The sequence below is a fragment of the Sphaerisporangium rufum genome, from assembly GCF_016863395.1.
In the GTDB taxonomy this organism is placed as follows: Bacteria; Actinomycetota; Actinomycetes; order Streptosporangiales; family Streptosporangiaceae; genus Sphaerisporangium; species Sphaerisporangium rufum.
Genome location: NZ_BOOU01000074.1, coordinates 1 through 12,664, shown reverse-complemented (window position 1 = coordinate 12,664; position 12,664 = coordinate 1). Strand labels below are relative to the sequence as shown.

11 protein-coding genes are annotated in these 12,664 nt (G+C 73.1%); 3 read left to right on the top strand and 8 right to left on the bottom strand.

The features are described 5' to 3' along the window. Window positions 1–18 precede the first annotated feature (18 nt). The 3 genes from Sru01_RS27220 to Sru01_RS27210 form a co-directional block, all read right to left on the bottom strand. Complete coding sequence (locus Sru01_RS27220; protein ID WP_239137776.1) at window positions 19–2,679, bottom strand: PEP/pyruvate-binding domain-containing protein; 2,661 nt, start codon at window positions 2,677–2,679, stop codon at window positions 19–21. A gap of 123 nt (window positions 2,680–2,802) precedes the next feature. Then, complete coding sequence (locus Sru01_RS27215) at window positions 2,803–3,522, bottom strand: SDR family oxidoreductase (RefSeq protein ID WP_203991297.1); 720 nt, start codon at window positions 3,520–3,522, stop codon at window positions 2,803–2,805. 57 nt (window positions 3,523–3,579) lie between these two features. Beyond that, entirely contained in the window at window positions 3,580–4,230 is a 651-nt protein-coding gene (locus Sru01_RS27210) for a DedA family protein (RefSeq protein WP_203991294.1), read from the bottom strand. Between the two features lie 132 nt (window positions 4,231–4,362). Between Sru01_RS27210 and Sru01_RS27205 the strand changes: the two genes are divergently transcribed. Both Sru01_RS27205 and Sru01_RS27200 read left to right on the top strand, forming a co-directional pair. Further along, complete coding sequence (locus tag Sru01_RS27205; protein ID WP_203991291.1) at window positions 4,363–5,595, top strand: sensor histidine kinase; 1,233 nt, start codon at window positions 4,363–4,365, stop codon at window positions 5,593–5,595. Continuing rightward, on the top strand, window positions 5,592–6,290 hold the full coding sequence (locus Sru01_RS27200) for a response regulator (RefSeq protein ID WP_203991288.1): 699 nt from the start codon (window positions 5,592–5,594) through the stop codon (window positions 6,288–6,290). The genes Sru01_RS27205 and Sru01_RS27200 overlap by 4 nt, the downstream gene beginning before the upstream one ends. 6 nt (window positions 6,291–6,296) lie before the next feature. Here Sru01_RS27200 and Sru01_RS27195 read toward each other — a convergent pair whose 3' ends face one another. From Sru01_RS27195 to Sru01_RS27180, 4 genes are all read right to left on the bottom strand, one after another. Further along, window positions 6,297–6,950 carry a VC0807 family protein gene (locus Sru01_RS27195; protein ID WP_203991285.1) on the bottom strand — a complete coding sequence of 218 codons (654 nt, stop codon included), beginning with the start codon at window positions 6,948–6,950 and terminating at the stop codon, window positions 6,297–6,299. Window positions 6,951–7,202: 252 nt separating this feature from the next. Continuing rightward, window positions 7,203–7,859 carry a leucine efflux protein LeuE gene (gene leuE, locus Sru01_RS27190; protein WP_203991282.1) on the bottom strand — a complete coding sequence of 219 codons (657 nt, stop codon included), beginning with the start codon at window positions 7,857–7,859 and terminating at the stop codon, window positions 7,203–7,205. Between the two features lie 248 nt (window positions 7,860–8,107). Then, window positions 8,108–9,229 carry a CU044_5270 family protein gene (locus tag Sru01_RS27185; protein WP_203991280.1) on the bottom strand — a complete coding sequence of 374 codons (1,122 nt, stop codon included), beginning with the start codon at window positions 9,227–9,229 and terminating at the stop codon, window positions 8,108–8,110. Then, the gene (locus Sru01_RS27180) at window positions 9,229–9,816 is read right to left on the bottom strand and encodes an RNA polymerase sigma factor (protein WP_203991278.1); all 588 of its coding nucleotides are present in this window, start codon (window positions 9,814–9,816) and stop codon (window positions 9,229–9,231) included. The genes Sru01_RS27185 and Sru01_RS27180 overlap by 1 nt, the downstream gene beginning before the upstream one ends. A gap of 255 nt (window positions 9,817–10,071) precedes the next feature. Between Sru01_RS27180 and Sru01_RS27175 the strand changes: the two genes are divergently transcribed. Next, window positions 10,072–11,319: a putative hexosyltransferase gene (locus Sru01_RS27175; protein ID WP_203991275.1), complete on the top strand. Its 1,248-nt coding sequence runs from the start codon at window positions 10,072–10,074 to the stop codon at window positions 11,317–11,319. A gap of 12 nt (window positions 11,320–11,331) precedes the next feature. Here Sru01_RS27175 and Sru01_RS27170 read toward each other — a convergent pair whose 3' ends face one another. Continuing rightward, window positions 11,332–12,384 (bottom strand): AI-2E family transporter, encoded by a 1,053-nt coding sequence (locus tag Sru01_RS27170; RefSeq protein ID WP_239137775.1) that lies wholly within the window; start codon window positions 12,382–12,384, stop codon window positions 11,332–11,334. Between the last annotated feature and the right edge of the window lie 280 nt (window positions 12,385–12,664).

Sequence of the window (12,664 nt, the reverse complement as noted above, 5' to 3'; positions counted from 1 at the left end):
CGCCGCGCGCCCGGCCGGTCAGCCCGCGGGTGGTGCGATCAGGACCCCGCCGCCGGTCCCGTCCACGGTGATCGTCTGACCGTCGGTCACCGCCGAGGTGGCGCCGGGCACGCCGACCACGGCCGGGATGCCGTACTCCCGCGCCACCACCGCGCCGTGCGAGTTCGGGCCGCCCATCTCCATGACCAGGCCGCCGGCGGTCAGGAACAGCGGCGTCCATCCCGGGTCGGTGGACGGGGCGACGAGGATCTCGCCGGGCGCCAGGCGGGCACCGACCGGGTCCAGGACGACGCGCGCGATCCCGGTCACGGTGCCCGGGGAGGCGGGCGTGCCGGTCAGCGCGCCCTCGGCCGGCGGCGCCGTGGCGGTGGCCTCCGGTTCGGTGCCGTCGGACAGCAACACCCGGGGGACGTGCCTGCGGCGCATCTCCCGCGCGTAGGTCGCCCGCCGCCGCTCGACCAGCTCGCGCCGGTCGGCGCCGGCGACCGCCTCGCGCGCCTCGGCCAGGCTCAGCATGAACACGTCCTCCGGAGCCGCCAGCAACCCCCGGCCGGCCAGCTCGGCGCCCACCGCGGCGAGCTGCTCGCGCATCGCGCCGAGCGCCCCGACCACGAGGAACTTCGGCGTCTCGCGCGCTCCGGCCAGCGCGCGGGCGCGGCGCAGCGCGAAGCGGACCAGCGGTCCGCGCACCGGCCCGGCCCGGCGGGCCAGCGTGGCCACCATCGCCTCCGCCTCGCGGGCACCCCGGGAGAACTGCGCGTCCGGCGCCGCGGCCGGGTCGTCCACCCGCAGGTAGTTGGCCAGCACGCCGAGCACGTGCGCGGGATCGTCCGACCAGCGCGGCACCCCGAGATCGATCTCGGCGACCGCCCGGTGCCCGTAGCGGTCAAGGAAGGCGGCCAGCTCGGCGCGCAGCACCGGCGGCAGCTCGCCGTCCGGCGGCCCGTCGCCGGACAGGGCGCACACCGACGCCTCGTCGGCACGGACCCGGGTCGCGGCGTCCCACAGGGCCAGGTCCATCTCGGTGGTGACGTTGTGCGGCAACCCGCGCAGCACGGTCAGCAGCTCGCCGGGCCGGGTGCGGCCGCGCAGCAGCCGCGCGGCCAGCGCGAACATCAGCAGCCCGGCCAGCGGCCCGGGCGCGATCAGCGGCAGCAGCGGCATGACCTGGGAACCCAGGCAGCGCTCGACGTGGTCCAGGCGCTGCCCGGCCGTCGGGTTCCCCGGCGGGGGCGCCAGGCGGCGCCCCAGCAGTTCGGCCACCTGATCGATGCGCCGTCGCGAGGTGCGCGGGTCGGCCAGCGCGGCGGCCATCCGCGCCGGGAGGCGGTAGGTGAGCGCCAGCCGCGCCGCGAAGCGCAGCGCCGCGAGCGGCCGGCCGCGGCCGGGGGTGAACCGCGGGTCGTCGAGCAGCGAGCGCAGCACGACCGCCGAGCGCGCCTCCATGATGTCCAGGACCCGCGGCAGCACGGCGCGGCCGATCCGTCCCCGCAGCGGGCCGGTCATGTCGAAGAAGAGCCGCATGGCCGGGTCGTCCGGCAGGACGTCCTCGGCGCGCCGGCGGGGGTCGTACAGCCCCAGCACCGAGGAGGCGATCAGGGTCATCGCCGAGCGGCCCATCGGGGTGATCGGCCGGTGCAGGCCCTGGGCCAGGCTGAAGCAGAAGTACACCCGCCCGGTGCGGCCGGCGCCGAGCAGCGGGTACAGGGTGGTGATCGGCCGGGCCTGGGTGAGCCACAGGGTGCCGGCCGCGTCGATGGCCCACTCGGTGTCCTGCGGCGCGCCGTAGTGGTCCTCGACCCGGGTGCCGAGCCGCGCCAGCGCCAGCACCTGCTCGTCGGTCAGGCAGGCCGCCCCGGCCGCCGGCCCGTCCCGGCCGACCCGCTCCACCCCGCCGCCCTCGGCCGGTCGGACGGCGACCAGCTTGTCGCCGAGCCGCCGGGTGACGATCTCGCCGGACGGTGTCACCACGAAGTGGTCGGGGTTGACCGCGCCGGACACGACCGCCTCGCCGAGTCCGGGGCTCGCGTCGATGACCGTCTGGTGGCGGCGGCCGGTCACCGGGTCGGCGGTGAACATCACGCCGGCGACCTCGGCCGCCACCATCCGCTGGATCACCACCGCCAGCCGGACGCCGGCGTGGTCGACGCCGTTGGCGGCCCGGTAGGCGACGGCGCGGTCGGTCCACAGCGAGGCCCAGCAGCGGCGGACCGCGTCCAGCACCGCGTCCGGGCCGGTGACGTTGAGGAAGGTGTCCTGCTGGCCGGCGAAGCTGGCGTCCGGCAGGTCCTCGGCCGTGGCCGAGGACCGGACCGCCACCGGCTCGCGGGCCGCCTCCCGCACGGCGGCGGCGATGTCGTCGGGTACCGGCGCGGCCAGCACCAGCTCGCGGGCGCGGGCCGCGAGGGCGGCCAGCCCGGCGGTGTCCTGCGCGGGGGTGCCGGCCAGCGCGTCCAGCACCTCCGCCAGGCCCGCGCCGCGGGTGACCCGGCGGTAGGCCTCGGTGGTGAGGCAGTGGCCGGGCGGCACCGGGAAGCCGGCCCGGGTGAGCTCGCCGAGGTTGGCGGCCTTGCCGCCGGCCAGGCCGGTCATCTCCCTGGTGATCTCGGTGAACGGGAGGATCAGCGGCCTGGCGCCGGCCCGTGACCCGGCGGCGGGGTCGCCCTGAGTGGTGAACATGGAGTGGTCTCCCTCCGGCACGCCGAAGCGTGATGCGTGCCCTCACCATAAACTCATCACATGATGAAATCAACGAGTGATGAGATTCCGGCTCGCCGCCGCAGGGGAATGGACCGGCCGTAACTAGCTCATCGTCTTGCCGCCGTTCACCGCGAGCCGCTGGCCGGTGATGAACCGCGCGCGCGGGGAGGCCAGGAACGCGACCGCCTCGGCGACGTCCTGCGGCACGCCCATGTGCCCGAGCGGCAGGCTGTCGCGGTACTCGCTCACGTCGTCGCCCTCGTGCCGCTCCACCGGGATCCATCCCGGCTCGACGGTGTTGACCGTGATGCCGTGCGGCCCGAGTTCGCGCGCCCACGACCGGGTGAGGCCGTGCATGGCGGCCTTGGCGGACACGTAGTGCCCGAACTCGGCGTTCCCCAGATCGGCCACCTCACTGCCGATGTTGATCACCCGGCCGCCGCCGGCGGCCCGCAGATCGGGTAGCGCCGCGTGCAGCAGCAGCAGTGGCGCCTTGACGAAGAAGCGCAGCTGGTCGAGATGGTCCTGCCAGGTCTGCTTCTCGACGGGCATCATCGGCTGTGGCCCGGTGGCGTTGTTGACCAGCACGGTCACCGGGCCCACGGCCTCCCGGATCTCCGTGATGCCCTGGCGCACCGCCTCCTCGTCGGTGACGTCGAACCGGCGGACGTGGGCCCGTTCACCGATGCGGGCGGCGACGGCGGTCGCTCCCGCCGTGTCGTGCGCGTAGTTGAGCACGACCGTCCAGCCGTCCTCCGCGAGCCGCTCGGCGATCACCGCGCCGAGCCCGCGTGATGCTCCGGTGACCAGTGCGCATCCCATGACCATGTCCTTTCTTGGCCCCTTATTGGGGGAAATGCTGCCATCCTTCCTGATCGGTCAGCGGACGGCGCCCTGCACCTCGCCCGCCGGGATCCGGTCACCCCCGCCGTCCACGGCCGGCGCGGATCGGCGGCGGCGCAGGTGGCGGACCACCTCGGTCACCGCGGTGATCGTCAGCGCCAGGCCCAGGCCGAGCAGCAGGCCCTTCAGCGGGTCGTTCTCGAACGCCAGCCCGCCGAAGTAGCCGATCATCGTGCTGTACAGCGCCCACGACACGGCGGCGAGCGCGTCGTAGGCCGCGAACGACCGCCGCGGGTGGCGGACCGCGCCCATCGTCATGGTGACCGCCGTCCGCCCGCCCGGGATGTAGCGGGCGACCACCAGGGCCATCCCGCCCCGCTCGGCCAGCACGCGCCGGGCCGCCGCGAACGCCGCCCGGCGGCGCCGTCCCCGCTCCAAGCGCCCGACCGCCGACCGGCCGATCAGGTAGGAGACGTGGTCCCCGGCGAAGGCGCCGAGCGCCGCCACCACGACGACCGGCACGAGGTCCGGCCGCCCGGACGCCGCGAAGACGCCCGCGGTGATCACGGCCGTCTCGCTGGGCACCGCGGGGAAGAAGCCGTCCACCGCGGCCAGCGCGAACAGCGCGAGATACACCCACGGCGAGTTCATCGCCTGGTTCAGCAGGTCGAGCAGAGCATGCGTCATGGCTCGAACGCTAGGAACCGGGACGCCCCGCCGCCTCCTCCCAAGGTGGCCACCGGCCCCTGACTTTCGTCAGGGGCGGACCCCTACCTCCGGCGGAGCCGGCCGCCCGGCCCGGCCGGTAGCGTCGCTGCCGTGACGGGACGGAACGGGACGACCGGCGGGGTCTGGCGGGAGCGGGGGCGCGACCTCGCCCTGGCCGGTGCGCTCTGCCTGCCGGTCATCATCGACGGCGACCCCACCGGTCGCCTCGCCGCCGGCCTGCGGGTGCCGGTGACCCTGGCCGGCCTGCTCCTGGTCTGCCTGGCCGTCGCCCTGTCCCGGTCCCGCCCGATGGCCGCGCTGCTGCTGGTCATGGTCGCCGGCCCCTGGTTCGTGCCGGACGGGGTGGCGACCATCTCGATGAGCCCGATGCGCACCCCGGTGAAGATCTGGCCGCTCAACGGCTACTCCGCCGCCGTCGCCGCGCTGGCCTTCCTCGCCGGCCGGCGGATGTCGAACGCCCGCCCGGCCACGCTCATGTTCGGTGCGATCATGACGGCCGGCGTGGTGGCCGCGCTGGCGGTGACCTGCGGGCCGACACCGCCGATGCAGGACGCCGTCGAGGTGGGCTTCTGGATCACCCTGCTGAGCGGCGTGCTGTTCACCGCCGTGCTGCCCTGGCTGTACGGCCGCCACCGCGCCGGGCGGGCCAGGCGGCTCACCAAGGAACGCGCGATGGCCGTCGACCGGGCCCGGCTGCGCGAGCGGGCCGGCATCGCCCGGGAGATGCACGACTCGCTGGGCCACGACCTGGCCCTGATCGCGCTGCGTGCCGGCGCCCTCGAGGTGTCGCCCACGCTGGACGAGGAGCACCGGCGGGCCGCCGGCGAGTTGCGCGCCGCGGCCGGCGCCACCACCGAGCGGCTGCGGCGGATCGTCGGCGTGCTGCGCGACGAGTCCGGGCCGGCGCCGCTCGTCCCGGCGGGCGAGAGCGTGACCGGCCTGGTGGACCGGGCCCGCGAGTCGGGCATGCGCGTGGAGGTGGAGGAGCGCGGCGCGGGCGTCCCGGTGCCGGAGATCGTCGCACGCACCGCCTACCGGGTGGTCCAGGAGTCACTCACCAACGCCGCGCGGCACGCCCCCGGCGCCCGGGTCACCGTACGTCTCGCCCACCGGGCGGCCGGCGAGGTGGACGAAGGCCTCACGCTGGTCACCGTCGCCAACGGCCCGCCCGCCACCGGTGCCGCGCGGGACGGGGCCGGTGGCGGCTTCGGGCTGGCCGGCCTGGCGGAGCGGGCGCTGCTGGCCGGTGGCACGCTGACCGCGGGCCCCCGGGACGGCGGATTCCAGGTGACCGCCCGGCTGCCGCACGGCGGTGCGCGATGACGGCCGCCGGGAACGGCGGGCCGGCGGCGATCCGCGTGCTGCTGGCCGACGACGAGGCCATGATCCGCGCCGGGGTACGGGCCATCCTCGCGGTCGATCCGGGCGTCGAGGTGGTGGCGGAGGCGGGCGACGGGCGGGAGGCCGTCGAGCTGGCCCGCGCTCACCGGCCGGATGTCGCGTTGCTGGACATCAGGATGCCGCGGCTGGACGGGCTGGCCGCCGCGGACGAGATCCGGCGGCTGGTCCCGGAGACCACGGTGGTCATGCTCACCACCTTCGGCGAGGACGAGTACGTGGCGCGGGCCCTCGGCGCGGGGGCGGGCGGGTTCCTGCTGAAGGCCGGCGATCCGCGCGAGCTGCTGGCCGGGGTCCGCGCGGTGGCGGGCGGCGGGGCGTACTTCTCCCCGCTGATCGCGCGGCGGATCATCGCCGAGCTCGGTGGCGCGCGGCTGACGCGGATCACCGAGGCCCGCGCCAGGATCGCCGGGCTGACCGCCCGCGAGCGGGAGGTGCTCGCGCTGGTCGGCGCGGGGCTGTCGAACGCGCAGATCGCCCGGCGCCTGCACCTGGTGGAAGGGACGGTGAAATCGCACGTCAGTGCGATCCTGCTCCGGCTGGAGGTGCCCAACCGGGTGCTGGCCGCGATCGTGGCGCACGATGCCGGCCTGGTCGGCCCGGACGTGGTGCCCGGCTGAGCCGGCTCAGGCCGCGGTGATCGCCGCCGGCCCCGGCGGGTCGGCGTGCAGCCGGCGGAGCATCCGGCGGAAGGCGTAGATCGACACCGCGATGGCCGCGCCGCTGATGGCGGCCACCACCGAGGTGCGCACCAGCAGATAGGTGCTGATCGACTGGTGCAGCAGCAGCCAGATGCTGACGGTGGAGTTGGCCAGCAGCACGAACGCCCACAGCAGGGTGATCCGGGCGAAGAACCGGCGGACCCGCTCGTGCCGGAGCACGGCGGCGGGCAGGTGGATGTAGTCGAGGGTGAGCCGCTGGACCAGCGGCCGGTTCAGCCGCACCGACGCCAGGAACGCTACGCTGATGCAGATGGTGCCGAGTTCGGGTTGCAGGAAGTAGACGACCGCGCTGCCCGTCCACCAGCCGAGGGCGGCCCGCGCGGTGATGGCGATGGCGGCCAGGATCATCGTGCCGGGCACCGGCCGGCGCAGGACCAGCCGCCACAGCACGCCGGCGTAGACCCAGGCGACCGCGGCGATCAGCGCGCCGTCCAGGCCGAGCAGGGCGAGCGCGGCGTAGAAGACCGCCAGCGGGGCGACGACCCCTTCCAGCAGCCGGGGGACGGCCTGCCGCAGCAACGCGGTGATCCTCGGGAAGGTGAAGGGCGGATGGTCCATGCTTCCCCCACGTACGACGGCGGAAGACCGACGCTAGAGCCTGTGCGGCTACCCGAGGACCGGATCGTCGAAACGTGGAGGAAAAGCATTATTGACATCATTTGTGGTCGGTCGCCCGCAATGTCCGGCCAACCTGCCCATAGAACACTATTCCGACGGAATGCCGGACCGGCCGGGTCGCCGGTCGTAGTGCGATCGTAACGTTGCGCACACGCGTCCCGGTGGAGGCCCGCCGTCCCCGCGCGGCGCCGATCATCCCAGGCCGGCGCTCGCCAGCCGGGCACCGAAACCGACGAAGAGCACACCCACCCCGGAGGTCAGCCCGGCCGCGAGCCGGCGCCGCCGCCGGAACTGCCCGGCCAGGTAGACCCCGGCGAAGATCAACGTGGACAGGTACACGACGCTGAAGAACTGGCAGATGGCGCCGAGGATGAGGAACGAGATCACCGGTGCCCCGTAACCCGGGTCCACGAACTGCACGAAGAACGAGATGAAGAACAGGATGGCCTTGGGGTTCAGCAGGCTGACGGTGAACGCCCGCCGGAACGGGTCGCGCGTCTCGGCCGGGGGCGGTGTCCCCTCGGTGGCCCCGGCCGGGTCCGGTCTCCGCCAGGACGCCACCGCCGACCGGATCATGCCGAGGCCGATCCAGGCGAGGTAGCCGGCGCCCGCGTATTTGACCACGGCGAACAGCGCGGGTGTCGACCTCAGCAACGAGGCGGCTCCGGCCGCCGACAACACCATGAGCACCGTGTCGCCGGCGAACACCCCGGCCGCCGCCCGGTAACCGGCCCGCACCCCGCGCCGCGCGCCGGTGGACAGCACGTACAGCGAGTTGGGGCCGGGGAGCAGGATGATCAGGAACGCGCCGATCACATAGGCCCAGATGTTGGTGATGCCAAAGAACATGCCGCCAGCTCCGCATATCGAAGGACGCATCACCTTATAGCGCGACAGGCGGCGGCCGGCATCCCGAACCGGCGTGACCGGCCGCCAGGGCCCGGCCCGCCGCGCCGGCCGGACCGCGCCGGCCGGACCGCGCCGGCCGGACCGCGCCGGCCGGACCGCGCCGGCCGCACCGCCCGGCCGGGCGGTGCGGCCGGGCGGTGCGGTCCGCCGCGGCCGGCACCGGGACGGTTCACCATGGTCACCGGCCGCTAGCAGTACGTCGGCGCCTCGTTCTCCGGGGGAATGGCCGGCATGGAGTCGACGATCTTGACGGCCATCATCGCCGTGCCGCCGCGCATGACCTCCCGGCTGCGTCCGTCCTCCTGCTCCATTTCCCCCCAGCTCCGCCAGCCGAGGAACCGGTACGTCCCGGGCTCGAAGATGAGCTCCTCCCGCTCCGGGCCGTCCGGGCCCTGATAGCGGATCGAGGCGCCGACCCCGTGCCGGCCCGCCGGATCGGCCAGTCCCGGAACCAGCGTCGTGCCGGGGAGTTTCGCCAGGGCGCCGAAGACCGCGGCGCGCGTCCGGGCGGAGCCGAAGGGATTCTCGGCCAGCGAGACGAGTTCCGACGCCACGGTCCGCTGGATCCTCCGGTCGATCTGCTCGCCGCCCGGCGGAGTCTCTCCGAGCGCGGGCTCCTCAGTACGGACGAGCGCCTCCGCGTTCTGCCGAACCCGATCGAGAAGCCGGTCGGGGTCGGTAGGGAGGTTCCCGATATCCCGCGACGGCACGTGCAGAACGTCCATGTGGCACTGACCGGCGCGCTGGTACTCCACCGTTCCGGCGGGCAGGCCCGGCAGGTCGCCCCGGCCGCTGATCAGCCGCTTCTCACCGTAGGTGGAGCGCGCCACGGCCTTGCCGGGGTCGGCGGGGAACCACACCTCCCGGCGAACATCCTGCTCGTATTGCGACATTCCACGGCGCGAGACGCTGAAGCTGTAATCGACGTCCTTACGATCGACGTAGACGAACTGATCCGCGCCCGGCCGAGGGTGCTCGCCGGCCGCCGCCACGGCCGCCTGCCGGAGCAGGTCCGCGGCGTCGGCCGGTGGCGTGCCCAGCAGCGGAGAGCCATCGTCGCCGCCCACCACGATCACTCCCGCGGTCGCCGCCGCCGCGAGCCCGGCCACGACGCCGGCCCGTAGCGCGACGCGGCCACGACCGGCCGGGCGCCCGGGACGCGGCACCCGCCGCGGAGCAGGAACGCCACCGGCCCGCCCGGCCTCGGCCACCGCCTCGGCCGCCAGCCGCTCCCGCGCTCGCGCGGCGACCTCGGGAGCGGGCCCCGGAAGGCCGTCGTGGAAGTTCTTGAACGTCTGCAGGTCGTTCATCACAGGGCCTCCTGGTAGGGACCGATGATCGTGCGGAGCTTCTTCCGGGCGCGGCTGAGCCGCGATGCGACCGTGCCCCGGGGTATGCCAAGGGCGTCGGCCACCTCCTCGTAGCCGAGCTGGGCGCACGCGACCAGCAGCAGAACGTCCCGGTCGGCGGCAGAGAGCCGGGCCAGACCGGCGGCCAGCCGCGGCTGCATGGCCGCCGCGGACACGCGCTGGATCACGCGGTCACCGTGATCGGCGACGTCGGAGGGCTCGGCGCTGCGGGCGAGGGCCCGGTACCTCCGCGCCTCGTTGCGCCGGTGATCGGCGACCAGGTTGGAGGTGATGCCGTACAGCCAGGCGCGGGCGCTGGGACGTCCGACGTCATAGCGATGCCGGCAGCGGAAGGCACGCAGGAAGGTCTCCGCGGCGATGTCGTCCGCGGCCGGCTCGCCCAAGCGCATGTGCACATAGCGATGAACGGCCGCGAAATATCGATCGAACAGGACGCCGAACCGCTCGGGGTGACGCCATGATTGCTCGATCAGGTCGGCGTCGGTGATCTCGATCGGAGGTGCCGGGCCTTGCAGGGGAACGGACATGCACGCTGTTCCTTCGGAGGAGGGCGTCGGACACGAGTAGTTCGGCGCACCCCCGGTCCGCGTTCACGGTCGGCGCTTAACCAGCGGTTCCCCAGCGCTCCGGCGAGCCCGGCACCCGCGCCGGCGGCGGCGGCGGCCGGATCTCACCCACAGTTGCCACAAAACTTCTTTACGTGAACAATTCTGGGCGAAAGGTGCCAATTTTCGCCCCCGAGTGGTGGGGTTGGGGCGACGTCCGGCAGGCTAGTGCGCGTCATGGACTACGCAATTCTCACGGGGATCGTCCTCGTCTCAGGTGTCGTACTGGCGATCCTCGCGCAGTGGAAGGGCTGGCGGCCCACGCTGCTCGTCGCGCTGGCGGTGGGCATCGGCGTCCGCGTGCTCATCATGTCCTTGTCCGTGGTCGACACCTGGCAGCCGGTCGACTTCGTGAACAGCTTCCAACCGGCGGGCCAGGCCATCCTCGAACGCAAGGACCCGGTCCTGGAGAGCAACGGGGGCTGGCATTTCCTGCCCACCATCCCGTACGTCTACGGACTGCTGCTCTGGCTGAACATCCCCTGGGAGATCGCCGGCCGGCTGGTGACCGTGGTCGCCGACATCATCCTGATCCCGCTGGTCGGCAGGCTGGCCGGCGGCAAGGACGCCGGCCTCCGAGCGTTCCAGTACGCCTGTAACCCGCTCGCGATCCTGGTCGCCTCGGTGCACGGGCAGGTGGAGCCGGTCTCCCTGGTCTTCGGCGTGGCGGCGTTCATCGTCGCCCGCAACGCCAGGACGTCCCGGCCGGTGCGCAACGCCATCGTGGCCGGCCTGCTGATGGGTCTGGCGCTGTGCGCCAAGAGCTGGCCGATCTGGCTGGTGCCCGGCATGCTGCTCTTCCTGCCCGATCTGCGGGCCCGCGCCTACGCGTTCTTCGCCACCGGAGTACCGCCCATCTTCTTCCTGGTCACCCTGCCCATCGGTGCGGGAACCTCGCTGGACCAGCTGCCCGAGGTGATCAGGACCATCGGCGACGTCCGGCCGATCATCGGCGAGTGGGGCTGGACCGCCATCGCCGTCGGTGGCGACTGGACCCTGGACGCGGAACTGGCCCGCTACGGCCAGTGGATGATCTATAGCACGCTGCTCGTCGTCGGCCTGCTGTGGCGCCGGGCCGATCCGGTGGACCTCACCACGGCACTGTTGCTGGCCTTCATGGTCGTCACCCCGCGCCTCGGCGCCCAGTACCTCCTGTGGTTCATGCCCTTCCTGGTCGCCCGTCCCACCCGGTTCGCCTGGCCCGCCATCATCGGCACCTCGACCTGGGCGGCGGTCGGCTATCTGTACCTGACCCAGTTCAACGACGCCCGGTGGTGGATCTACCACTCGCCCTGGGCCATGAGCTCGGTGATACTGCTCCCGGTCCTGGTCGCCGCGATGCCGTGGGGTGCGCGGCGCACCGGCGAGGTGACGGCCCCGCCCAGCCCGCAACGGCCGCGGTCGCCGATGAGCACGCCCGCCTGACGTCTCGGCCGGTCAACCCGGCCGCGACGAGCCCGCCGGCGGCTCCCCGGAGACCAGCGCGCCGGACCACTTGGCCCGTGGGTCGCTGTCGATGAGCAACGCGCGGGCCAGCAGGGTGAGCGGAATGGCCAGCAGCGCGCCGAGCGGTCCGAGCACGGTCGCCCAGAGGATGAGCGACAGGAAGGTCACCGTGGTCGTCAGTCCGACCGCGTCCCCGAGGAACTTCGGCTGGATGAAGGACTGCACCACGATATTGATCACCATGTAGGCCACGATGACGAAGATCATCGTCTTCGGGCCGCCGGTGAGCAGGCCCAGGATCGCCGGCGGCACCAGGCCGATCACGAAACCGATGTTCGGGATGTAGTTCGTGATCAGCGCCAGCACTCCCCAGAGCAGCGGGAGGGGTACGCGCAGGAAGTACAGGGCCACCACGTCGAGTGCCGCGCACACCAGCCCGAAGATGGTGGAGACCAGGATGTAGCGCCGGGTCCTCCGGGCGAACGTCGTCAGGGCCGAAGTGAGCGCGGGCCGCTCGGCCTCGGCCGCCGCGATCACCCGCGTCATGATGGGTGCGTCCAGGCTCATCGCGAGCAGCAGTACGACGATCAGGAACAGGCTCGAGACGACCCCCAGCACGCTGGACAGCAGGCCTTGCGCCAGCGTGAAGATCTTTCCGGGATCGATGGACTGCAATGCCTTGTTGACCTGCGGTTCGATGCCCCGCTCGGCCGCCCACTTCTGCGCGTCCGCGGTGAGCTGGTTGAACTGGGGCGCGTAACCGGGCAGCAGCACCGCCATCTGCACCACTGCAGTCGTGAGGATGGCCACCATGCCGAGCAGCATGGTGATCACCGTCGCCAGCGGGACGGCGACCACCAGCCAGTGCGGCGCGTTCCGGCGCCGCAGCAGGTCGCGGATCGGCGAGACCGCGATCGTCAGGACGAGCGCCAGCACCACCGGACCGACGATGGAGTCCACCGCCTTGATGCCGGCCAGGGCCACCACCGCCGCCGCCACCGTCAGCAGCGAGAGCAGGGCCCGGGGTATCGCTCGATCTGTCACGGCCGGCCTCTATCCATTCGGGAATCCACTAGGTGCATGGCCTGTTGTAGTGGTGCTGCCCCGATCAGCGGAAGCTTCTCGCCCGCATCGTCGCCGGATTGTGGATCGAGCGCGGGTCGAGGGCTGCTAATCTTGTGACGTCGGCATCGCCCGGCCATCTCCCTCGCATCACCACCCCTGGTGGTCGAGTCGTGTGCTGGCCGTAAGCCTGCCGATCCCTGCAACCAAAAGATCTTCCTGCTGGCGCTTGCGCCGGCGAGCGAGATTGAGTATGTTAGCA